The 21,720-nt window shown below is 62.0% G+C and carries 22 protein-coding genes; 15 read left to right on the top strand and 7 right to left on the bottom strand.

All coding sequences use genetic code 11. The annotated features are described in order from the left end of the window. The first annotated feature begins 11 nt into the window (after positions 1–11). The 3 genes from ABD687_RS03510 (at position 12) to ABD687_RS03520 (ending at position 2,897) form a co-directional block, all read left to right on the top strand. Complete coding sequence (locus tag ABD687_RS03510) at positions 12–1,067, top strand: beta-ketoacyl-ACP synthase III (protein ID WP_302266005.1); 1,056 nt, start codon at positions 12–14, stop codon at positions 1,065–1,067. Between the two features lie 98 nt (positions 1,068–1,165). Then, positions 1,166–1,411: an acyl carrier protein gene (locus tag ABD687_RS03515; protein ID WP_217388104.1), complete on the top strand. Its 246-nt coding sequence runs from the start codon at positions 1,166–1,168 to the stop codon at positions 1,409–1,411. Between the two features lie 247 nt (positions 1,412–1,658). Further along, positions 1,659–2,897 carry a beta-ketoacyl-[acyl-carrier-protein] synthase family protein gene (locus ABD687_RS03520; RefSeq protein ID WP_310287209.1) on the top strand — a complete coding sequence of 413 codons (1,239 nt, stop codon included), beginning with the start codon at positions 1,659–1,661 and terminating at the stop codon, positions 2,895–2,897. A 230-nt stretch (positions 2,898–3,127) separates the two neighbouring features. On the opposite strand, the gene ABD687_RS03525 is transcribed toward ABD687_RS03520, so the two are convergent. The 3 genes from ABD687_RS03525 to ABD687_RS03535 form a co-directional block, all read right to left on the bottom strand. After that, positions 3,128–3,631: a DUF3145 domain-containing protein gene (locus ABD687_RS03525; protein ID WP_310287207.1), complete on the bottom strand. Its 504-nt coding sequence runs from the start codon at positions 3,629–3,631 to the stop codon at positions 3,128–3,130. 132 nt (positions 3,632–3,763) lie between these two features. After that, on the bottom strand, positions 3,764–4,747 hold the full coding sequence (locus ABD687_RS03530; RefSeq protein WP_310287205.1) for a tyrosine recombinase XerC: 984 nt from the start codon (positions 4,745–4,747) through the stop codon (positions 3,764–3,766). Between the two features lie 70 nt (positions 4,748–4,817). Beyond that, positions 4,818–6,101 carry a DNA-processing protein DprA gene (locus tag ABD687_RS03535; RefSeq protein WP_310287203.1) on the bottom strand — a complete coding sequence of 428 codons (1,284 nt, stop codon included), beginning with the start codon at positions 6,099–6,101 and terminating at the stop codon, positions 4,818–4,820. A gap of 416 nt (positions 6,102–6,517) precedes the next feature. On the opposite strand from ABD687_RS03535, the gene ABD687_RS03540 reads away from it, so the two are divergent. The 4 genes from ABD687_RS03540 (at position 6,518) to ABD687_RS03555 (ending at position 10,053) form a co-directional block, all read left to right on the top strand. Beyond that, positions 6,518–7,453 carry an ABC transporter substrate-binding protein gene (locus tag ABD687_RS03540; protein ID WP_310287199.1) on the top strand — a complete coding sequence of 312 codons (936 nt, stop codon included), beginning with the start codon at positions 6,518–6,520 and terminating at the stop codon, positions 7,451–7,453. 139 nt (positions 7,454–7,592) lie between these two features. Next, positions 7,593–8,660 carry an ABC transporter ATP-binding protein gene (locus tag ABD687_RS03545; protein WP_310287196.1) on the top strand — a complete coding sequence of 356 codons (1,068 nt, stop codon included), beginning with the start codon at positions 7,593–7,595 and terminating at the stop codon, positions 8,658–8,660. Then, positions 8,657–9,394 (top strand): ABC transporter permease, encoded by a 738-nt coding sequence (locus ABD687_RS03550; protein WP_264269690.1) that lies wholly within the window; start codon positions 8,657–8,659, stop codon positions 9,392–9,394. Before ABD687_RS03545 ends, ABD687_RS03550 begins: the two co-directional genes overlap by 4 nt. Continuing rightward, positions 9,391–10,053, top strand: a complete 663-nt coding sequence (locus ABD687_RS03555) for an ABC transporter permease (RefSeq protein WP_310287193.1) — start codon at positions 9,391–9,393, stop codon at positions 10,051–10,053. Before ABD687_RS03550 ends, ABD687_RS03555 begins: the two co-directional genes overlap by 4 nt. A 24-nt stretch (positions 10,054–10,077) precedes the next feature. Here ABD687_RS03555 and ABD687_RS03560 read toward each other — a convergent pair whose 3' ends face one another. Both ABD687_RS03560 and ABD687_RS03565 read right to left on the bottom strand, forming a co-directional pair. Further along, the gene (locus tag ABD687_RS03560; RefSeq protein ID WP_310287191.1) at positions 10,078–10,623 is read right to left on the bottom strand and encodes a magnesium chelatase subunit ChlI family protein; all 546 of its coding nucleotides are present in this window, start codon (positions 10,621–10,623) and stop codon (positions 10,078–10,080) included. Between the two features lie 593 nt (positions 10,624–11,216). Next, entirely contained in the window at positions 11,217–11,546 is a 330-nt protein-coding gene (locus ABD687_RS03565) for a hypothetical protein (RefSeq protein ID WP_310287188.1), read from the bottom strand. 398 nt (positions 11,547–11,944) lie between these two features. Here ABD687_RS03565 and ABD687_RS03570 point away from each other — a divergent pair, with 398 nt between their 5' ends. From ABD687_RS03570 to ABD687_RS03605, 8 genes are all read left to right on the top strand, one after another. After that, positions 11,945–12,553: a hypothetical protein gene (locus ABD687_RS03570; protein WP_310287186.1), complete on the top strand. Its 609-nt coding sequence runs from the start codon at positions 11,945–11,947 to the stop codon at positions 12,551–12,553. A gap of 237 nt (positions 12,554–12,790) precedes the next feature. Then, positions 12,791–13,435 (top strand): DUF6431 domain-containing protein, encoded by a 645-nt coding sequence (locus ABD687_RS03575; protein ID WP_310287183.1) that lies wholly within the window; start codon positions 12,791–12,793, stop codon positions 13,433–13,435. 86 nt (positions 13,436–13,521) lie between these two features. Further along, positions 13,522–15,039, top strand: a complete 1,518-nt coding sequence (locus ABD687_RS03580) for a DDE-type integrase/transposase/recombinase (protein ID WP_310287181.1) — start codon at positions 13,522–13,524, stop codon at positions 15,037–15,039. Beyond that, a complete protein-coding gene (locus ABD687_RS03585; RefSeq protein ID WP_310287179.1) occupies positions 15,036–15,848 on the top strand; it encodes an ExeA family protein in 813 nt (270 codons plus the stop codon). The genes ABD687_RS03580 and ABD687_RS03585 overlap by 4 nt, the downstream gene beginning before the upstream one ends. Before the next feature lie 356 nt (positions 15,849–16,204). After that, a complete protein-coding gene (gene istA, locus ABD687_RS03590) occupies positions 16,205–17,857 on the top strand; it encodes an IS21 family transposase (RefSeq protein WP_302262615.1) in 1,653 nt (550 codons plus the stop codon). A 22-nt stretch (positions 17,858–17,879) separates the two neighbouring features. Continuing rightward, on the top strand, positions 17,880–18,623 hold the full coding sequence (locus ABD687_RS03595) for an ATP-binding protein (protein WP_302262616.1): 744 nt from the start codon (positions 17,880–17,882) through the stop codon (positions 18,621–18,623). 253 nt (positions 18,624–18,876) lie between these two features. Continuing rightward, positions 18,877–19,371 (top strand): hypothetical protein, encoded by a 495-nt coding sequence (locus ABD687_RS03600; protein ID WP_310287173.1) that lies wholly within the window; start codon positions 18,877–18,879, stop codon positions 19,369–19,371. Between the two features lie 43 nt (positions 19,372–19,414). Continuing rightward, entirely contained in the window at positions 19,415–20,056 is a 642-nt protein-coding gene (locus ABD687_RS03605) for a hypothetical protein (protein ID WP_310287171.1), read from the top strand. Here the strand turns inward: ABD687_RS03605 and ABD687_RS03610 are convergent. Both ABD687_RS03610 and ABD687_RS03615 read right to left on the bottom strand, forming a co-directional pair. Continuing rightward, positions 20,032–20,355 (bottom strand): hypothetical protein, encoded by a 324-nt coding sequence (locus tag ABD687_RS03610; protein ID WP_310287168.1) that lies wholly within the window; start codon positions 20,353–20,355, stop codon positions 20,032–20,034. The two genes, ABD687_RS03605 and ABD687_RS03610, sit on opposite strands and share 25 nt — an antisense overlap. 46 nt (positions 20,356–20,401) lie before the next feature. After that, the gene (locus ABD687_RS03615) at positions 20,402–21,613 is read right to left on the bottom strand and encodes an integrase catalytic domain-containing protein (protein WP_007273073.1); all 1,212 of its coding nucleotides are present in this window, start codon (positions 21,611–21,613) and stop codon (positions 20,402–20,404) included. Between the last annotated feature and the right edge of the window lie 107 nt (positions 21,614–21,720).

The following is a 21,720-nucleotide window of genomic DNA, read 5'->3' on the forward strand; positions in this document are numbered from 1 at the left end:
GTTCCGGAATCATGACTGCAGTGATGAACCAAACCACCGCGCGCGAATTCAGCCGCATCCACGGCGTGGGTTCCTTCCGTCCCGACGTCATTGTGACCAACGACGACGTGTGCCAGTGGATCGATTCCTCGGACGAGTGGATCCAGCAGCGCACCGGCATCGTGACCCGCGCCCGCGCCGGGGCTGACACCTCGCTGCTGGACATGGCCGAGGGAGCTGCGCGCGAAGCCCTGAAGTCAGCCGGCATCGAGGCCAGCCAGCTTGGCGCGGTCATCGTCTCCACCGTAACCTTCCCGCATGCCACCCCGTCGGCAGCCGCCGCGCTGGCCGACCGCATCGGCGCCACCCCGGCACCGGCCTTCGACATTTCCGCCGCCTGCGCCGGTTACTGCTACGGCGTGGCCCAGGGCGACGCACTGGTTCGCTCCGGCATGGCCGAGTACGTGCTGGTCATCGGTGCCGAGAAGCTGTCGGACTACATCGACAACCACGAGCGCACGATCTCCTTCCTGCTGGGCGACGGCGCCGGTGCAGTGGTCATCGGCCCGAGCGACATCCCCGGCATCTCACCCTCGGTCTGGGGTTCGGACGGCTCGAAGTGGGGCGCCATCAGCATGACCCACTCGCAGCTTGACCTGCGCGATGCGGTCCTTCAGGCCGAGTCCTCCCCCGAGGGCGCATCCCTGATGGCGGCCACCGAGGCCCAGTTGTGGCCGACCCTTCGCCAGGATGGGCAGACCGTGTTCCGCTGGGCCGTCTGGGAGATGGCCAAGATGGCCAAGCTCGCGCTCGAGAAGGCCGGCATCGGTTCCGAGGACCTCGTCGCCTTCATCCCGCACCAGGCAAATATGCGCATCATCGACGAGATGGTGAAGCAACTGAAGCTTCCGGAAACCGTGGTTGTCGCCCGCGACATCGCGAATGCCGGTAACACCTCCGCGGCCTCGATCCCGATGGCCATGGATCGGATGCTCAAGGAAAACCCGGAGCTTTCCGGCGGCCTCGCGCTGCAAATTGGGTTTGGCGCCGGGCTTGTCTTTGGCGCACAGGTCGTTGTCCTGCCCTAGGCTTTATCTCCAGGGACACAACCCATCATTCGGACCGCACACCTGTGGTCTGCATAGTCGTCGGGCTTGGTACCGGCAATCATAGAAAAGGAGCCATCATGGCTAGCAACGAAGAGATTCTGGCCGGCTTGGCCGAGATCGTCAACGAAGAGACCGGCCTGGAGACCGAGGCAGTCGAAATGGACAAGTCCTTCACCGAGGACCTGGACATCGACTCCATCTCGATGATGACCATCGTCGTCAACGCCGAAGAGAAGTTCGACGTGAAGATCCCGGACGAAGAGGTCAAGAACCTCAAGACCGTTGCAGATGCAGTGAACTTCATCGCCGGCGCACAGGTCTAAGCCAAGTAGTGATGCGTCCCCTTGAAGCGTGTTCCCTCGCGGAAGCACGTTTCGAGGGGAGGCATCGTTTTCACTTCATGTTTCCCGGTTGGCAGGCCCTGAGACGCCAACTAGCTTTACCGGTTTCGTCACCGATCCCCAGATTTTCGATTCAATCCGGACACCGTCCATTCGGCCACCGTCCGACGCTTGGATCGCGCGCTAGCCTCGCTAGCCGTTTCGCCCCCAACCAGTAGAGAGTTTCAACATGGCTCGCAAAGTTGTTATCACCGGCCTTGGTGCCACCACCCCCATCGGCGGGGACGTTCCGACCCTGTGGGGCAATGCCCTCAAGGGTGTCTCCGGCGCCCATCTGCTGCCCGACGAGTGGGTTGAAACCTACAACCTTCCGGTGAAGTTTGCCGCCAAGGCCTCCAACCCGGCCTCCGAGGTCCTCTCACGCGTTGAAATGAAGCGCATGGACCCGTCCACCCAGTTCGCCGTGGTCGCCGCGCGCGAGGCGTGGAAGGACGCGGGCATCGAGGAGATGGACCACGACCGCCTGGCCGTGGCCTTCGCCACCGGCATCGGCGGGGTCTGGACCCTGCTCGACGCGTGGGACACCCTGAAGGAAAAGGGCCCGCGTCGCGTGCTGCCGATGACGGTACCCATGTTGATGCCCAATGGTCCTGCAGCTGCCGTGTCTCTTGACCTGGGTGCCCGCGCCGGCGCGCACACCCCGGTTTCCGCCTGCGCCTCGGGCACCGAGGCCATGCACATCGGTCTTGAACTGATCCGCTCGGGCAAGGCTGACGTGGTGATGTGCGGCGGAGCCGAAGCAGCCATCCACCCCATGCCCATGGCTTCCTTTGCCGCCATGCAGGCCTTGTCCAAGCGCAACGACGACCCGGAGCATGCTTCGCGTCCGTACGACATCGACCGTGACGGCTTCGTCATGGGCGAAGGCGCCGGTGCCTTGGTGCTTGAGGCCGAGGAACATGCCATCGCCCGCGGTGCGACGATCTACGCCGAACTGGCAGGCACCTCGGTGACGGCCGATGCGTACCACATCACCGCACCGGACCCGCAGGGCCTGGGTGCCACCCGAGCCCTGAAGGCGGCCATGTTTGACGGCCTCATCCAGCCAGAAGACGTGGTCCACGTCAACGCGCACGCCACTTCCACCCCGGTGGGCGACAAGCCCGAGTACACCGCCCTGCGCGCCGCCCTGGGTTCGCACCTGGACAAGGTATGCGTCTCGGCCACGAAGTCGCAGATGGGACACCTGCTGGGCGCCTCCGGCGCAGTCGAATCGGTCTTGGCCGTGCTGGCCGTGTACCACCGCAAGGCTCCGGTTACCATCAACCTGGAAAACCAGGATCCGGAAATCCCGTTGGACGTGGTTGTCGGCACGCCGCGTGAGTTGCCCGAGGGCACCATCGTCGCCCTGAACAACTCGTTCGGCTTCGGCGGACATAATGCCGTCGTTGCCATCCGAAGCGTCTAATACGCGCGCAGGCGCAGCCTGAGGCACCAAAGAGCGGTGGCCCGAAGTTCACGTGGAACTTCGGGCCACCGCTCTTTGCGTATATGCCTGCAGCCGGACCTCGCGGTCGTCACTTCATCTGGTGAAAACCCTACGCGTCGTTTTGTCTGCAGGTAGAGGAGTACACCGGTTGGCTCATCGACCAGGAGGAGTGGTCGATGACTTCATTGGCGGTACAGAGATAGAACGGGTCAGATGACCTGGTGCAGCCAACGGACGGGCGCACCCTCTGCTGCGTAGCGGAAAGGCTCGAGCTCCTCGTCCCAGGCCTCGCCGAGGGCAATCGAGAGTTCCTGGTAGACAATCGCGGGATCCCCAGCGCCCTTTTCATAAGCCCAGCGGATGCGTTCCTCGCTGACCATGATGTTGCCTGCGGCATCCGTGGTGGCGTGGAAAATCCCGAGCTCCGGGGTATGGGACCAACGGCTCGAATCGACACCGGGACTCGATTCCTCGGTGACCTCGTAGCGCAGGTGTGCCCAGCCGCGAAGTGCGGACGCCAAAAGAGCACCGGTACCGGGCTTGCCGGTCCAGTTGACTTCCGCCCGGGACATGCCCGGGGCGGCGCTCTGCTCGGTCCAGTGCAGATCGGTCCGCTGGTCGACAACGGAACCGATCGCCCACTCGATGTGCGGGCACAGCGCTGAGGGGGCCGAGTGTACGAAAAGTACGCCCCTGGTCAGTGCGTCAGACATGCTTTCCTCCGATGTGCTGTTGGAACGTCTTCCCCAACGTCAACAACCCTGATTCGAAGTCAAACAAGTCCTGATTAGTATTGTGCACGATTATACGGCGTTCGGCCAGCGGCTTTCGACCATGACTTCGGATTATGCGCGCGGATGGGCCCGCTGATAGCTCTCCTTCAGCCGCTCGACGGAAACGTGGGTGTAAAGCTGCGTGGTGGCCAACGAGGAATGTCCCAGGATCTCCTGGACCGCGCGCAGGTCCGCCCCGCGGTCCAAAAGGTGCGTTGCCGCACTGTGGCGAAGTGAGTGGGGGCCGCGGGCAGCGGTGTCCCCCAGTGCCGCCAGCGCATCGGAAACCACCTGGCGCGCCTGTCGGGCGTCCAGCCGCTTGCCTCGGCGGCCCAGCAGCAAGGCGTGGCCGGAGTCGTCCGTCCGCAAGGCCGGTCGGGCCCGCCGCAGCCAGTTGTCAACCGCGTTCATGGCAGGCTGCCCGAAGGGCACGGTGCGTTCCTTGTTGCCCTTTCCGATCACCCGTAGGGTGCGGCGGTCCAGGTCGACATCGTTGATGTCCAATGACACCAGCTCCCCCACGCGGATGGCGGTCGCGTAGAGCAACTCCAGGATGAGTTTGTCGCGGTCGGCGAGCGCGAGCTGTTCGCGGGTGGGCTCCGGGGCCTTGCCCTCTGGTGTGCCCTGGGGCTCGGGAACCGGCTTGAAGATGCGTTCGATCTGGTTGTTCTGCAGGATGTGCGGGAGACGTTGTTCGCGTTTGGGCGATTTCAGCCGGATGGCGGGATTGGTGGCGATGAGTTCTTCACGCACTGCCCAGGTGAGGAAGCTGCGGATGGTTGCGGAGCGACGGGCCAGGGTGGCGCGGGCGAGTCCTGACTCCTGCAGGGCCATGAGCCAGGCGCGTAGGAGGGTGAGGTCCAGGCCTGCCAAGGTCGTTGCGCCGCGTGGGATGGCGTAGGCGTAGAGATTGCCGATGTCGCTACCGTAGGCGCGCAAGGTGTGTTCACTGCGTTCGCGCTCTAGGGCCATGTATCTCAGGAAGCCGTCGTGGGCTTTTTGAAGCTCGGCGGGCAGCCGTGTGGCTTCGTTGGTTTGTTCGATTGGCTCTGGCACGTCTCTACTGTCTCCCGTACCCCGTGCTGGGACGATGATGCCACGCCGGTGGGTGCGCTTCCGGCATGTCTCATCGGGGTTCCGGGGCTCCGCGTTGCGGTTCCCTGCCGTTGGGAAAGCGGCGTATCCATCCGGTGCCGGAGCGTTCAGCCAGTCCGCGTGTGGACAGGCGCGAGAGTCCTCCGAGGATGGCTCCCATTCCCAGTCCGGCGAGCGCCGCCAGCTGGTCGGCGGTGCGCGGGGACCGTACGGGCAGGGCGTCGAGGAGGAGCAAGTCCTGAATCGCCAGCCCGTCGTGGTCCCGGGGTTCTTCCCTGTCGTTGCTTGCCTGTTGGGCTTGAACGTCCGCGGGAGCGGGATCGGGGAGTTTGAGCAGTTCGAGTGCCTCGGCGGCGTCGGTGACGAGGATGGCCGCGCCCTCCCGGATGAGTCGGTGGCAGCCTGCGGAGTTGGCGGAGAAGACTGACCCCGGGATAGCACCTACTTCTCGGCCCATCTCCGCCGCGTGGCGTGCGGTGCTCAGTGCCCCGGAGCGCCAGCGTGCCTCGGCGACGACGGTCGCAGCACATAGCGCGGCGATCAACCTGTTGCGTTGAAGGAACCGCCAGCGCGTTGGGGTGGCACCGGGGGCGACCTCGGCGATGAGCAGTCCCTGTCGATGGACGGACTTGAGCAAGTCGTCGTTGCCGACCGGGTAGAAACGGTTCAATCCCCCTGCCATGACAGCAATCGTGGCAGGTAGCAGGGGTTCGCCCGGGCGGGCGCGGGCGGGTGGATCTTCGGCGAGCGCCGCCTGATGAGCCTGTGCGTCGATGCCATACGCTCCGCCGGACACGATGCAGATCCCGCGTGCCCGTAGCCCGTGGACCAGTTCCGCGGTGACGGTGCGTCCGTATTCGGTGGCGTCGCGGGATCCGACGATCGCGGCGAGCCGGGCGGGATCGCGCAGGATGGCGAGGTTGCCGGTGCCGCGGTACCAGAGGGCCAGTGGTGCGGCCAGGCCGAGGGCCTCAAAACCCTGGGGCCAGTTCCCGTCTCCGGGGTGGATGATCCCTCCCCCGAGCGTGGACATGAGCTTGAGATCTGCCTGGGGGTCCGCGAGCGCGGCGCGGGGGCGCCAGCGTTCGAGGCCGGCATCCAGGCGCAGGCTCGCGCGGCTGGCTCCGTGTGCGTCGAGCAGTTCGGCGACCTGTTGCTGTTCGTGGGCCGGGGCCGGACCGGTGTGGTCGCGGATGATGCGGTACGCTTCCACCGCTCCGCTGACCTGCACGAGTGCCGCTCCGGTTTGGTCGTTGGGTTCGATGATGTGGGTGAGGCCGGCGCGTGCCAAGACCTCCGGGTCTGCATTGCTCATGTCTGCGTGGCTTCCGGTTCGATGGATGCTCCCGGGCGGGGTTTGCACTTGGTCCCCGGTATCGCGCGTGGAAGGGGATGCGTGGGTGCCGGGGGGGGTGCGTCTATGGTGCTGTCTTCATCGTGCCTCCCGTCCAAGGAGCCTTGGAGGCGTCCAAGCGCGGTCTGGGGAACCACGCAGGGAACCTCGATCCGGCTTTAATGCTGTGTGGGCAAGTCGGCAGGAACCTCGTGGAAGCACTCTGCGGGCGGTCCTGGCCCGGTGCTGCTTCGACAATATCGTGGGCGGGATGCGTCGGGATGTTGCTAGTCGGACGCCAAATAGGTAACGATAGGTTCAGCCCGCCTACCGACGGTCACGTGCATCCGAGGCGGACCCGCCGGTAGATACTACTGAAACGGAACTAGGCCTGACACATGAAACGCATGAAGCTTCCTTTTATCGCCGCCCTGTCAGTGGTGGCCGGTTCGTTGGTTCTCAGCGGATGCTCCAATCCCACGGCGGCTCCTGCGCCGGATGAATCGGGCGCCACAGACCAAACCCTGGTCGTGTCCTCCGCGGATTTCACCGAATCCGAGATCATCGGCAACCTCTACGCCGAGGCATTGAAGGACAAGGGGTACACGGTTGAGACCAAGTTCCGCATCGGCACCCGCGAGGCCTACATCCCGGCGCTGGAGGACGGTTCCATCGACCTGATCCCCGACTACACCGGCAACCTGCTGCTGGCCCTGGACGAGGATGCCGATGTCAGCTCGCCCGAATCGATCCTTTCGGCCCTTCCTTCGGTTCTGGAGGCCAAGAAGCTGACCATGCTCACCCCGGCTGCCGCGGAGGACAAGGACGCGGTGGTGGTCACCCGTGCCACCGCCGACAAGTGGTCACTCACGACCATCGAGGACCTTGCGGCACACAACGACGAGGTGGTCATGGCCGGTCCCCCCGAGTTCAACAAGCGTCCCGTGGGCCTGCCGGGGCTCGAGAAGAACTACGGATTTGTGCCCTCCAAGTTCGAACCGATTTCCGATGGCGGCGGTCCTGCCACCGTCAAGGCGTTGCTCGACGGCAAGGTCACCGCCGCGAACATCTTCACCACCAGCACAGCGATCCCGGCCAACGACCTGGTCGTGCTGGAAGATCCCAAGAACAACTTCCCTGCGCAGCAGGTCGTTCCGGTGGCCGCCGCGGACAAGCTCGATGAGACGGCCGTGGAGACCCTTGATGCAATTTCGGCAAAGTTGAGCACCGAGGAGCTGATCAAGCTCAACGAGCAGGTTTCCGGCAGCGCCAAGGTGGAACCAAAGCAGGCGGCCATCACTTGGCTTACGGACCAGGGACTGCTGGGCAACTAACGTATAACCACGCCCCCGAATCGACAAGACTAGAACGCTTGTTCGATTCGGGGGTAATTGCTCTCTCCCGCCGGTGGGAGCAGGCCATTTTTGACCGTTTTCGCGCAGCACCGCCACCGATAGGACCCGAGAACCAGCAATGATTACCTTCGAATCAGTGTCCAAGTCCTATCCCGGTGGCACCCAGGCCGTGACCGACCTGGACCTGGAAATTCCCACCGGTTCGTTTACCGTCCTGGTCGGGCCCAGCGGCTGCGGCAAGACCACCTCGATGCGCATGATCAACCGCATGGTCGCCCCCAGCAGTGGCCGCATCTGCATCGACGACGAAGACGTTGCGGACATCCGGGCTGTCACGTTGCGCCTGGGCATCGGCTATGTGCTGCAGAATGCAGGCCTGTTCCCGCACCGCACCGTGGTGGACAATGTGGCCACCGTCCAGCGCCTGCTGGGACTCCCCAAGGCCCAGGCCCGCACCAAGGCATACGAGGCAATGGAACGGGTGGGGCTGGACGCTTCGATGGCCAACCGCTACCCCGCACAACTATCCGGCGGGCAGCAGCAACGCGTAGGCGTGGCCCGTGCCCTGGCTGCCGACCCGCCGATCCTGCTCATGGACGAGCCCTTCAGCGCGGTGGACCCGATCGTGCGCCTTGAATTGCAGCAGGAGGTCCGGCATCTCCAGGCGGAGATCAAGAAAACCATCGTGATGGTCACCCACGACATCGATGAGGCACTTTCCCTGGGCGACCGGATCGCGGTGCTTGCTCCCGGCGGGGTTCTTCACCAATATGCTCCGCCGCTTCAGATCCTCACGCGGCCGGCCACCGACTTTGTCGCCTCAATGGTCTCCAAGGACCGCGGTTTCCGCCAGCTGTCCTTCGCCACGCTCCAGGACGTGCAGGCCACCGCGCTTCCCGCCCCCGGCGCCGACGACCTGATCGAGCTGGGGACGCTCGCACCGGGATGGAAGCTTCGGCTGGACACCGCGCAGGGCAGGGCAGCATGGATCGATCCCACGGGGGCGGAGTTTGCAGCTGGCGGCGCGGTCCGGCGCGGGGACACGGTGCGCTCGGCACTTGATGCGGTGCTGGCCTCCCCGGTCTCGGCGGCACTGCTGCTGAACGGCGACTCGGTGCCGACCGCCTGCGTGACCATCGATGACCTGGCACCGTACCTGCGCCACGGCGTGCGGAACCCGGCATGAGGTGGCTGCTGGACAATGCCGGGCAGGCCTGGGCGCTTACGCTCGAACACCTGTACCTGAGCATTGTCCCCACCATGGTGGGTGTGGTCGTTGCGCTGGCCCTCGGGCTTGTCTTCGGGAACAAGCCGCGCGCCCGGGGTGCGATCACCGCGGTGGCCAGCGCGATCTTCACCATCCCCTCGCTGGCCCTGTTCGTGGTGATTCCCTCGATCATCGGCACCCAGATCCTTGACCCGTTGAACGTGGTCATTGCGCTGAGCCTGTACTCGGCCTCCTTGTTGGTGCGCACGGTGTTTGACGCGCTGGACGCGGTGGCCCCGGAGGTCCTGAACGCGGCCGAAGCGCTGGGCTACTCCCGCGCCCGGCGCAGGGTGTTCGTGGACCTGCCGCTGGCCGTGGCGCCGCTAGCCGCCGGCACGCGGGTCGCGGCGGTGACAAACGTGTCACTGGTGTCCGTAGGTGCCGTAATCGGCGTCGGCGGGCTGGGCCAGCTGTTCGTGGCCGGATACCAGCGCAACTACCCCGACCAGATCCTGGCCGGCATCATTGTGATCCTCGCGCTCGCACTGGTCCTTGACCGCCTCATCGCCGGCGCCGCCCGGCTGCTGACCCCCTGGCTGCACAGCGGTGCAGCCCCGTCAGGTTCCACGGGCAGGCGTCGGCCTGCCAACGGCCGCGAAAAACCGGTCGTCCCGGCGGCTCCGGATGCCGCGGTCCGGGAGGCGGGCAAATGATCAACGAGATGCTCTCCTACTTCGCCGACGCCGCGAACTGGTCCGGGGACGCGGGTATCCCCGCCCGACTGGGCGAACACCTCTGGTATTCCCTTCTCGCGGTGCTGGCCGCAGCCGTCATCGCATTCCCTGTCGGCCTTTTCATTGGACACACGGGAACCGGGACGGTGTTCCTGGTGTCGGCCTCCAACGTGCTACGGGCGCTTCCCTCGCTGGGCATCATGACGCTGCTGGTGCTCCTGATGGGCATCGGATTGTTGCCGCCGCTGGCAGCCCTGGTGCTGATCGCGATCCCGCCGATCCTGGCAGGAGTATACGCGGGGGTGGCCAACGTCGAGCCCGCGGTGGTGGATGCAGCGCGGGCCATCGGCATGAAGGACTCGCGGATCATCCTGCAGGTCGAACTTCCCCTGGCGCTGCCGCTAATCCTGGGCGGGATGCGCGGGGCGATCCTGCAGGTCGTGGCCACGGCCACGATCGCCGCCTACGTGAACTTGGGTGGGCTGGGCCGCTACATCTTCGACGGGCTGGCCCTCTTCGACTACGGCGAGGTGTTGGTCGGTGCCGTGCTGGTCACCGGCCTCGCACTGGTGCTCGACGGATTGCTGGCCCTGCTGGCCAAGGCAGTGTCCCCTGCCCGTCGATCAATCGACCGATAAGTTGGCATTCCTCGGCGAACGCGGCTATCCCACGTCGCCCTTGCCGTGCTGGCGCAGCTGGATGGCCACATCCACGTCGTCCGACGTGGGGCAGGCGTGGGAGTTCAGGTCGGCGATTGACCACGCGATGCGCAGCACCCTGTCGTAGCCGCGTGCACTGAGCCGCAGCGACTCCGTGGCCCGGTTCAGTCCGGCCAAGGTGGCCGTCAGCAGGCGCAGCTCGTTGCGCAGGATCGACCCGGGGACCTCCGCGTTGGTGCCAATACCCCAGCGCTTGAGCCGATCACGTGCCGCCGTACGGGCCTCGCCCACGCGCGCCGCGACCACGGCGGAGGATTCGCCGGTTCCACGCCCGGCCAGTTCCCGGGCAGAGAGCTGCGGAACGAAGAGCTGCATGTCAATCCGGTCCAGCAGCGGACCCGAGAGCCTGGCCAGGTAGCGGCGGCGCTGCATCGGGGTACAGGTGCAGTCGGTGCCCTTACCCAGGTTCCGCCCGCACGGACACGGGTTGGCGGCCAGCTTATGTGCCCTGTCCAGACTTCCACCAAAATCGATACTTATTAAGTTCAATCATCCGTAAATGAGTTAGTCTGAGCAGGCACTGCGTTACATATGAACCCGCACCATTTATGCCCGTAAATGGATGCTGGACTATGTAAAAACGCTAGGGAGCCACAGTGACGGTTGGAACAGTAGGGACTGGCGTCGGTGGCGTCATGACCGGCGGGCTCGCCGGGGCAGGTTCGACAACGTTAGGTTGAAACCATAACCCTGCCAAGAGAACCATCCCTGCGAGAATCAGGAGTATCACCGAAGCTTTGAATGTTACAAAGGAATTTTCGGGGTACAAGCAACTCTTATTGTCGGGAACTTGCTCCCCGTCATCAAGTTTTTCCCGTTTCTGATGTCGGACTAGATTAAAACTTGCACTGAGGAATCCTATGTAGGCAAGGCCCAAGCAAACCGCAGAAAAAACTGCCAAAGTAATGGTAGCTGATACCAGTTTCCACGGAGCATTAGTTATCGCATTTGAACTGAGACCTACAATAACGAGTATTCCGCCGATTCCGCCACCAAGGTAATTGCAGAGTTTCTGAGATCGTTCGTAGCGAAGTAGCCGCAATGCAATCGAATCTTCTGCCGTCTCTGATGGCATAGCGTGCTTACCTATCGAATAGGCCATTGAATATTGACCTGAGAAATTCTTTGACGCCCATTACTTGCTCATCGGTTAGAGGCTGCCGTCCGAGGGCGACTCGACTAAGAGATGCAACAGCGACAGTTTCAGCCACATAACCAGCCATTACAGCAGCCGAAGAGCCTGGTTGCGGGTTATCAAACAATCCCAATGCGTAATACACAGATGGATAAGCCGCAGCTGCTAACTCGGCGTTCTTCACTATGTCAAGGCTTGAAGCAGCTGACATCCGCTCAAGCGCACGATGCATCGCTACGCCAGCAGGTTCAAGTTCGTGTGCGGTTCCATCGGTCATTGGGAAGATCTCCTAGTGGAAAAATGAATGCTCGGGTATTAAATACCCTGAAAAACCTAGAGCCGTCTCCAAGATATAGCAAGATCCCTGAGTCGAACCAAAAGATCTCTACAAGGCAGTAACACTATGGCCAGTTTTTTCACTGCGTAAGCCACCCTGCCTGAACAATCGGCGGCATCGATCCCCCACCCACTCTGCCGCGTTCCAGAACTACACGTATTGGTCGTAGGTTTCTCTCAAAGACGGCTATTCCGAACAACGCGATCCGCTATTCCGAATGTTATTGCTGTAGATCGGGGTTGAACGGCAGTTTCTGCTGAAGTCAGGCATTGTCACGTCTGTTTATGTTTAGACTCCAACGCCAACAAATTGAAACGGTGACGTGAGACGATACGTGAGTGATCACTATCGACTCGTACGCCTTAATGACCGCAGTGCCAATAGCAGAAAGTGCTAACTCGTGGTGGGGTAGCCCGCTGATTTCAGGAGGCTTCCTGATTGCTGGCGCGTTGATAGGCCTAGGTTCAAACTGGTTCTTGGACCGACAGCGCGCAAAGCGTGAATCGCCGAGACGATGGGACGACAATATCCGCGAGTATGCTGCTGATTTCTTAGTGCAAATAGATAAGTACATCGACGGGCTCCGAGACATCGATCGACCTACTCCAAAGCCCGATGATCTGGATCGTCCTCCCGAAGGCGTAATTAGGGAGCACAACTATCAGCGCATGCAAGCCGTCATGGACGCACCGGGTATCGAGCAGTCACTCTGGAGGACTATGAATCAACTCGACTTCATCGCTCCTGCATCGGTAACTAGAGCCGGACGTGCGCTGCAGGAAGAGGTTTCCTGGGCGAGGATGATGGGGTTGATCTATGACCCCGAAATTAAGCAGAAAATTGAAGCCGCACGAGTCGACTTCGTAAATGAAGTTCGCAAAGCGATCGAACTGGCTCCGGAAGAACCGCCGACCCAGAAGAAGTCGCGTTCGAGGCGTTCTCGATAGCTCTTCAGTTCCCCAGTCCATACGTTGAATCAATACCTGAATGTGGCATCTTGTTGAGCGTCGCGTTGTTTGGGGATGAGCCGTCGAGTTCTGTGCCGATGCAAGGTTTCGACTTGTAGGTCTTGATCTTCGGTTATTGGCGGCGGCAAGCTGACGATAACCAAACTTAAGGCAAACGACCCAGCGCCAGATTTCGAAGGCTGCGCCGGGTCGTTCTAACGCGAAAGAGTCGCGCTAATGATCACGGTAAGTTATGCGCCCGCCGCTGTCGAATCTGATCTGCGTTGCGGCCTCCTTTCATGCCCCGAATGCGCCGGGGCATTGCGTCCGTGGGGCCATGCACGGGAACGACGGATCCGCATGGGAACCGCGGGGCCGTCCGTGTCGGTGTTTTGCCCGTTGCGGGCCCGGTGCACCGGATGCCGGATGACTCATGTGCTGTTGCCGGTTGTTCTGGCGGCACGGAAGGCTGATGAGGCTTTGGTGATCGCCGCAGCCATCGAAGCCAAGGCCCTCGAGGGGCTCGGCCACCGCTCCATCGCGGATCGGGTGGGCCGGCCGGTGAGCACGGTGCGTGGTTGGCTGCGGTCTTTCGGCTCTTCCGCCGCGTCCCTGTGTTCTTGGTTTCGGTCTCTGCTGCTCCGGGACGCGTCGGATGCCGCGTCGCTCTGGCCGCAGTCCGCCCGTGGAATTCTTGCCCAGGCCTTGGGGGTTCTGTTGGCCTATGCCCGGGTGGTGGGCGAGCGTTTTGCGGTCCCGGAAGCCAGTGCGGTTCCTTGGCATGCTGCCGCGTTGGCCAGCGCCGGGCCGTGGGTGTTCAGCGGCACCTGGTGGGTGAAAAGGCTTGCAACACCAATTGGCCCTGATAGGGCGGGGTGTTGATGGGCGAAAGTGGGCAACAAGCATGACCTGCGCCCCGGTGCAGGTGGTGCCGATAAATACCGTTTCCCTGAAAGGACACCGCCTTGATGCCACTTGCCCTGATCCCGGAACAGCGTCCGGAAACCTTCGTTGCAGCCGACCCTCCACCGGCAACACCGGCACCGTCCTCGGCTCCGGTAAAAGGACCGGTGAAACGCAGCGAACGCGCCGAGCAGATCGCCCTGTTCCGCTACCAGCTCATCCGAGACGCAGCCGATGACCAGCTCGGTGCCAAGGCCCGAGGTGTCATGGTGCGCGCACTGGCCACCCAATACCATCCCTGGCCTTTCGGGGGCACCAAGCGGTTCTCCCGGGAAAGTATCGATCGCTGGATCAAGGCCTGGAAGAAGGACGGCTTTGACGGGTTGAAGCCAACCCAACGCGCCCAAGGCCCGATCACCGAGCCCCGGGTGCTGCTGCTGGCCGAGACCTTGAAGCGGGAGAAGCCTCACCGCACTGCCGCCCAAATCAAAAGGATCATCGCCACCACGCTGGGCGATGCACCCTCGGAAACGACGCTGCTGCGCCACTTCCGGTCCCTGGACATTTCCACCGGCGTTCCCGGGGCCTCCACCGGCCGCTTCGAAACCGAGGAATCCAACGAAATCTGGGTGGGAGATGCCCTGCATGGGCCGCGGATCGAGGGACGCAAAACCTATTTGTTCGCGTTCCTCGATGACCATTCCCGGATGGTGGTCGCCTCCCGGTGGGCCTTCGCCGAGGACACCGTCCGCCTGGCCGCGGTGCTGCGTCCGGCCCTGCAAACCCACGGAATACCACGTCAGGTCTATGTCGACAACGGCAGTGCCTTTGCTGACAAGGCACTTCAGCGGGTCACGGCGAAGCTGGGGATCAGGTTGGTTCATTCGGCCCCCTACCGCCCGCAGGGAAGGGGCAAAATTGAGCGGTTCTTCAATACCGTGTCCCAGCAATTCCTGGGTGAAATCACCGTCACCAACCAGCCCTCGCTTCCGGGCACCGGGCAGGGATCGGAGATCTCCACCCTGCAAGAACTGAACGCGCTCTTCACCTCCTGGGTGCAGGTTCTCTATCACCGCACCATCCACTCCACCACCGGGCAAACACCGCTTGAGCGCTGGGATGCCAGCTGGGTCAAACGCACCCCGGTACGCAAATCCCCGGACCAGGTCAGTGAGGCATTCCTCTGGTCCGAGAAACGTAAGGTCACCAAGACTGCCACGATCTCCCTGCTGGGCAACACCTACCAGGTGGACCCGGTGCTGGCAGGAACCCGGGTCGAACTCATCTATGATCCCTTCGACCTGGCCGCCCCCATCGCCGTGCACTCCCACCTGGGAGTCCCGGCCGGAACCGCGACCCTGCTTCAGATTCGTCGGCACGTGCACCCGAAGGCCAAGAATGCGGCCGCCGACCGGGACGCCGGGGCCCAAAACGTTTCCACCGGCATCGATTACCTGCGCCTGCTCGAGGACCAACACAAACACACCATGAGCGGGGCTCCGATCAGCTTCGAGAAACTCGCCACCCCGTCCAGAAACACCGACACCGCCAAAGCGCACCACCGCCAGGAGAACACGCCGTGAGCATCACGTCACTGCAAAGCCATTACGGTTTTTCCCGCATGCCCTTCAGCGCGGACATCCCGCCCCAGGCGCAGCATCCGCACCCCGGGCACCGCGAGGCGATCGCCCGGATCCACTGGTGCATCGGCCAACGCCAAATGGGTGTGATCACCGGGGAGGTCGGTGCCGGGAAAACCGTCGCGGTGCGCGCGGCACTGGCCGGGCTCGAGGCCTCCCGCCACCAGGTCATCTATCTTCCGGACCCGACCATCACCATGCGCGGCATCCATGCCACCATCGTTTCGGCCCTGGGCGGCCAGCCTTCCTTCTATTCCGGGGTACTGGCCACCCAAACCGCGGCACTGCTGGCCGGGGAGCTGGACGAGCGTTCCCGCCTGCCGGTCGTGGTCATCGACGAGGCGCACCTTTTGAGCAACACCGAGCTGGAATCCCTGCGCATGCTCACCAACACGGCCCTTGATACCGGGTCCCACTTCGCATTGCTGCTCATTGGGCAACCCACGCTGCGCAGGCGCCTGAAGATGGCCGTCCTGGCCGCGCTGGACCAGCGCATCGGCACCCGTTTCACCCTCACCGGCATGAACCTGGCCGACACAGCCAGCTATATCAAAGCGCATCTCGGTTTTGCGGGCAGATCGGACACGCTGTTCTCCGAGGATGCCGTTACCGCCATCCACCAGGCCTCCCGGGGTTACCCGCGGGCGGTGAACAACCTCGCCGTCGCCGCGTTGATCGCCACCTACGCCGGCAACAAGACCATCGTCGACCAGGCCGCGGCGCAATCCGCGATCACCGAAAACAGCGAATAGGAGCCCGGCACCGACGACGACCACGCCGTCAGCAAGACAACGAATGCCCTGCCGAAACCCCTCGGCAGGGCATTTCCATGGGCGGCTCGTCGTCAAACCCGGTGACGCGAAGATCGTCAAACAACGCGACGGTCAACACATCTACGGGTCATATAGACCGATCTCTTCCACGGAGTTTTGAAGCGATACGTAAAACGGGGCAACCGGACAGTTGTTTAGGCGGAGCTTTCGGTAGCGCATGTGGAACGAACCGGTAGCAAAAATGTAAGTATCCGGTAGCGCTTCGGGGGATTCAGAGTCAGGATTGCTTTCACCCACGGCAACAGGTCGTGGACAGTGAAAGGAAACCGACCGTAGTGGCTGATTACAAACAAATCATGGCCCTGCTGGTGCAGGGCAATTCGTATCGGCAGGTCCAAGCGCGAGCCGGTTGCTCGCATCGAACGATCTCCAAGGCCCGCCAGGTCCTTGACGACCAGAAACTGACCACCCTTGATCAGGTCGGTGCGCTTAGCGATGAGGACCTTGACCGGCTTTTCAGCGATGGCCGCAAGAACGTGTCCAGCGAGTTCGTTCCCGTCAACATCGATGCCGTGGTGAAGGCCCGGATCGGCCGGAAAAAGCCACCGTTAAAGGTCATGTGGGCCCGCTACCTGGACACCCCGCACACGGGCTCCGCCCGGTTTTACGGGTATGAACGGTTCTGCCAGATCGTTGCCGAGCACGTGAAGGCCAACGACCTGACCAGCCCGCTTACGCACGAACCCGGACGCACGATGCAGGTCGACTGGGCCGGGACCAAGATGCAGCTGACCGACCCCATCACCCGGGAAACCACGAAGGTCTCGGTCTTCGTGGCGTCGTTGCCGTATTCGGGCATGATCTTCGCGTACGGGTCCCTGGACGAGAAGCTTCCAGCGTGGTGCCAGATGCACCGCAGGGCCTTTGAATATTTTCAAGGCGTGACCCAACTGGTCATTCCCGACAATGCCTCGACCGCCTCGAACCAGATCAGCCGCTATGAAAAGGCCCGGGACGTGAACCAGTCCTATGAGGCTTTCCTGGAGTATTACCAGAGCGCGGCAGTCCCGACCGGATCCTACAAGCCGCAAGAGAAAGGCCACGTCGAGGCCGGGGTGAAGATCGTGACGAACTGGATCATCCACTATCTTGCCGACCGGCGCTTCACGACCCTGGATGAGCTCAATGAGGCCGTGGCCGAACAGATGGACATGATCAACGAACGGACGCCCTTCCGCGGTGAGCCCCGCTCCCGGCGTGAGTGGTTCGAGGAAGCCGAGCGCCCCGAGTTGATCGGCCTCCCGGATGAGCCGTGGCGGGAAGTTCAGTGGCGCAAGGCGAAGGTCTCGCGGGACTGGCACGTGCAGGTCGACACGATCAAATACTCGGTTCCGCACCAGCACGCCGGGCAGACCCTGGACGTGCGGGTGGTCGGTGAGCAGGTCACGATCCTTGCCGGCGGGGCAGTGATCGCTTCGCACCAGCGTGGGGCGCGGCGTCATTCCTACGTCACCGACGCCGACCATGCGCCGCACGGGTATGAGGACACCTCACTGCTATGGACCCGGGCCTATTTCATCCGGCAAGCGACCAAGGTCGGCCCCTACACGGTCCAGGCTTTGACCCGGTTGCTGGAGCGGAAGAAGATCGAAGCCCAGGGCTACCGGTCGTGCTTGAACATCCTCGAGCTGGGGAAAGGCAACAACCGCAGCCTGTTGGAACAGGCCTGCCACGACCTCTGCGTGCACGACGCGAGGAACCCGATCAGCTATACCGCGGTCAAGCATCGCATCGCCGTCCTGCGTGCGGACCATGCCGGGCGTCCTGCAACTCTCGCTCCTGGCCCGGGGCCGTCCGCTGCGACGGGGAGAACGGTGGGCGTCCGGGATACCAGCCGTGCCCACCTGGACGGGATCTCGCAGTTCAGTCTCGAGGCGCTGACCAACGCAAGCCTGACCGAGCCGACGACGGGGGAAGGCCGTGCTTGACCACCACCTGACGGAAGATGACATGGGGCTGTTTACCAGGTTGCGGATGACCGCGTTCGGCCAGGCTGTCATCGACATGGCCAACGATCCGGCCTATGACGAATGGACGTTCTCCCGCAAGGTCCGTCACGCCTTGGACCAGGAGACCACGGCCCGGGCCCAGCGTCGGGTGGTGAAACTGCTCAAGGAGTCGAAAACGCCCAACCCGGCCGCTTGCATTGAAGAGATCCACTATCTGCCCGATAGGACGCTGAACCGGGAGGTCGTGGCACGGCTCGCGTCGTGCCAGTGGATTGAGCAGACGACGAATCTGGTGATCCTCGGGAAATCAAGTGTCGGCAAATCGTATTTGGCCCAGGCCTTGGTCAACGCGGCTTGCCGGCACGACCACACGGCACGCTACTTCCGGCTTGATGACCTGGCCAATAAGCTCGCGGTCTATCATCGGGCGGACTCCGAACGGCTGAAGTTCCTCGGAGACCTGCACGACTGCGATGTCCTGGTCCTGGATGATTTCCTGACCACGCCGATCAGCCCGGAGACTGCGAGCGAACTGCTCAATATCCTCGCAGGACGTGAACACCGGGGCGCCACGGTGGTGACGTCGCAGTTCGATCCCGAGGACTGGTACAAGTCGCTGCACGATGCGGTGATCGCCGAGTCAATCCTTAACCGCATTGTTTCCAGCAGTGAACTGATCCAGCTTGACGGGCCGAATATGCGCCGGCGCGCCCACGCCGATCAAGGAGCTGAGCCTGCAAGCTAAAGCGGTGGGGTGCTGGTGCGAGGGTTCGGGCACTACCGGGTCCTCGCACCAGTGCTACCGGTTCGTTCCACAGGCGTTACCGAAAGCTCCGTCCATACAACAGTAGTAATGCAACGTTGTGGCGGCTGAATGGGAGGATTGTCTAATGCTCTATCCTGTGCCAGACGTAATCGTAAACAACATTTCTAACTCATCAGCCCCGTGGTGGGGAGTCGCCCTAATTGCCGGTCTTGCTACGCTCGTAGGCGCATTCATGTCCTACCTATCAACACAGGCAAGTGACCAACGTAGGGCAAAGCGTGAGGATCAACATCGCTGGGCCACGGAGATTGGTACCCATTGCGTGGATTTCTTTCGAGCAGCAGACAAATCTGAAGCCATTCTGAGGAAGCTGAACATCATGCCGGGTGACTTCGACATCCAGTTCAGAGACAAAGATGGCCAAAAAATTCGTCTTACCCGTACGCAAGCGGACGCGACGATCAAAGACGAGTTGAGTCAACTAGGCGAAATTACCGACTACTTGTCGCTTATCGCACCGGATGAACTAGTTGGTGCCATCCGGTCTCACCACAAAAAGCTACTGAGCGCGAAAATTCGAATGAGTAGCGATCCCAGCCAGGCATTAAAGGATCTTCGCTTCACACGTGGCGAAGCGGTTAACGCAATCAGAACAAAACTCGGTGTAGCGCCGTCTAAGTTGGTAGCGAAGAAGCCACGCAAAATTCTTTGGTTCCCGGTTGGATGAATAACAGCCCAACGCCCATACATCACCAAAGGTTGATATTTTGATGATCGTTCCTACCATCTACACATCTCTGGCCTCAGCAGCTGCGGAAACTACCGCCACTGCTCCCTGGTGGGGCGTACCCATAATTGCAGGGGGCTTCCTGCTGATTGGTGCCAGCTTGGCATTTCTATCTACGCTTGCCAGCGACAAACGCAAGGCAAAACGAGACAAAGACGAACGCATCATGATCGATACCCGAACAGTCGGCTTGGAATATCTCGACGCTGCAACCGAACTCGCTAATGTAATTAGGACTCAGCAAGATCCAAGTAGGGCGCTAAAGCGAGATGAATATCTAAAGGCAATGCAAGCAAGTCTCATTAGAGTGAATGAAAAATGGCGCAAGTTCGAGCTGTTCGCGGATGAGAAGGCTCTTGAAACTGGAGGGAGGCTCGACGCTGCGTGTGTGCTGCTGTCAATTTCTGCATTTGGGAGCGAGATCCCACACGATCAGCTTCAAGACCTTGAGACTGCCAGGTACGCCTTCATTAACACACTTCGAAAGGCCAGCGGAGTTGGCGAGATCGCCTATGTATTCCCAGATGCCGCTACTAAGGAACGTCTTGAAGAGGGCATTACGGAAATAAAGAATGATTTCGGTGCAGATTTAGAAAAGAACTACGGTACACCTCGTGAAAAATAATGAGAGCGCCCGTCATAGGCGCTCTCATGAGCTGTGTTGCGTTCCAGCTCCCACTTTGATGAAGTAGCTGTTTTGTTTGTTGGAGTCGCTTTAGCGGCCTCCTGAGCGTCTTTGGCGATCTTGGCGGCATCCGCTTTCGCTTCAGCAACGATTCGATCAGCTTCTGCTGCTGCTTCAGATGCAACCGTCTTAGCCTTTTCGTCAGCCTCAGCCGCGGCCGTCTCAGCGATTTCCTTGTCCTTAGCCTGGGCAGCTTCTGTAGAGGCAACGATCAAAGCAGTTGCCTGATCTAGAGACACCCGCCTTGCCTCATGTCAATATGCTCGCGAAATAATCCCGCATGCCTCAACTAATTTGCTCGCCAAATAGGGCATCCCCGGACTGCGCGCGCATCTTGGCCCGGTTGATGAGATGGTTCTGGATGGCATTGATGCGGCGAGTGATGGCCGCCGGATTCAGGTCCCCGTGGATGCCCGCCAGGGCCTTGGCATGTTCCGGGTCCATGGCCTCCAGATCCATGATGCGCTGGTACGCGGTCCGCGGCCGGTCATAAGTCCGCTTCCTGCGACCCGAACGTGCGGTGCCGTAGCCGTTGGCCTTGACCATCGGCAGCAGGTGGTTCTTGCGCTGGTTCACCAGCGCCCAGAGCTCATTGAGCAGGGCCATCTCCTCCGGACCCTCGTAGCGGAACCTGAAGGCATGGCGACGGACCCAATCCCGATTTCGCTGCTCGACATGCGCATTGTCGTTATGCTTATACGCCCGCGCCCTAGTCAGATCAATGTTTCGTTCCTGCGCCCACTCGATGAGCTGGGTGTTGATGAATTCACCGCCATTGTCGAAATCCAGGGCCCGCATCGGGTAGGGCAGGGACCGGACCAGCAGGTCGACCCCGGCCACGACATGGCTGTGCGCACGGTTTTTCACACACGTGTTCACGGTCCACCCGGTGAACACATCTGTCAGGGTGATCGAATACAGGAACTCGCCCTTGAGGCTGTGTCCGCAGTGGGCGACGGTGTCGATCTCGAAGAACCCCGGTTCCTGCTCCATGGGCGTGCCCGACCACCGCACCGGGATCTCCGAACGCAGCATCGCCCCGGGCTTGGTCGAGGACAGTGCCGAGGGGTATCGAGCGGCGCGCAACGGCTTCAGATACCGATCCATCGTGGAGGCCGACATGGATAGCAGCTCGTCCCTGACCTCGTCGGTCAGCAGTCCCGCCACTGTCCCGAGTTCGTCGAAGCGTTCCAAACGCTCGAGCTCGTCGGCCATGATCGGAGCCAAGTATTTCCCGCAGGGCTCTCCGGAAAGCGTCCAGATTCGTTCCAGGAGCTTGAGGGCCGCCGGCCCGTACTTGCGGGGCCTGCGCCGCGGCAGGGGCTTCGGAATCCCGCGTGCGGGCTTACGCAGTTCCGTGGCCAGACGCCGGCGGGCGTTGGCCCTTGACCAGCCGGTCGATGCGCACAGGTAGTCGAGCATCACGCCCTTCTGTCCCTTGGTCCCTTTCGCATACTCGGCGGCGAAGCCGCTGACGAGCTCTCGCCGGGTGTGCATCGATATCCCCTGTTTCATCTCCCCAGCACAGCCTGCTGCCCGCCCTGGTGGCCAGAGTTTCGCGAGCATTCTTAAATGAGGCACGCACCTCATTTCGCGAGCATTAC

The sequence above is a fragment of the Paeniglutamicibacter sulfureus genome (assembly GCF_039535115.1).
GTDB lineage: Bacteria > Actinomycetota > Actinomycetes > Actinomycetales > Micrococcaceae > Paeniglutamicibacter > Paeniglutamicibacter sulfureus.

Coding starts and splice junctions, on each gene's coding strand:
- ABD687_RS03615 (WP_007273073.1), bottom strand. CDS start 21,613: ATGCACACCCGGCGAGAGCTCGTCAGCGGCTTCGCCGCCGAGTATGCG.
- ABD687_RS03575 (WP_310287183.1), top strand. CDS start 12,791: ATGATCACGGTAAGTTATGCGCCCGCCGCTGTCGAATCTGATCTGCGT.
- ABD687_RS03520 (WP_310287209.1), top strand. CDS start 1,659: ATGGCTCGCAAAGTTGTTATCACCGGCCTTGGTGCCACCACCCCCATC.
- ABD687_RS03525 (WP_310287207.1), bottom strand. CDS start 3,631: ATGTCTGACGCACTGACCAGGGGCGTACTTTTCGTACACTCGGCCCCC.
- ABD687_RS03515 (WP_217388104.1), top strand. CDS start 1,166: ATGGCTAGCAACGAAGAGATTCTGGCCGGCTTGGCCGAGATCGTCAAC.
- ABD687_RS03580 (WP_310287181.1), top strand. CDS start 13,522: ATGCCACTTGCCCTGATCCCGGAACAGCGTCCGGAAACCTTCGTTGCA.
- ABD687_RS03605 (WP_310287171.1), top strand. CDS start 19,415: ATGATCGTTCCTACCATCTACACATCTCTGGCCTCAGCAGCTGCGGAA.
- ABD687_RS03510 (WP_302266005.1), top strand. CDS start 12: ATGACTGCAGTGATGAACCAAACCACCGCGCGCGAATTCAGCCGCATC.
- ABD687_RS03540 (WP_310287199.1), top strand. CDS start 6,518: ATGAAACGCATGAAGCTTCCTTTTATCGCCGCCCTGTCAGTGGTGGCC.
- ABD687_RS03535 (WP_310287203.1), bottom strand. CDS start 6,101: ATGAGCAATGCAGACCCGGAGGTCTTGGCACGCGCCGGCCTCACCCAC.
- ABD687_RS03600 (WP_310287173.1), top strand. CDS start 18,877: ATGTCCTACCTATCAACACAGGCAAGTGACCAACGTAGGGCAAAGCGT.
- ABD687_RS03550 (WP_264269690.1), top strand. CDS start 8,657: ATGAGGTGGCTGCTGGACAATGCCGGGCAGGCCTGGGCGCTTACGCTC.
- ABD687_RS03555 (WP_310287193.1), top strand. CDS start 9,391: ATGATCAACGAGATGCTCTCCTACTTCGCCGACGCCGCGAACTGGTCC.
- ABD687_RS03545 (WP_310287196.1), top strand. CDS start 7,593: ATGATTACCTTCGAATCAGTGTCCAAGTCCTATCCCGGTGGCACCCAG.
- ABD687_RS03565 (WP_310287188.1), bottom strand. CDS start 11,546: ATGACCGATGGAACCGCACACGAACTTGAACCTGCTGGCGTAGCGATG.
- ABD687_RS03595 (WP_302262616.1), top strand. CDS start 17,880: ATGGGGCTGTTTACCAGGTTGCGGATGACCGCGTTCGGCCAGGCTGTC.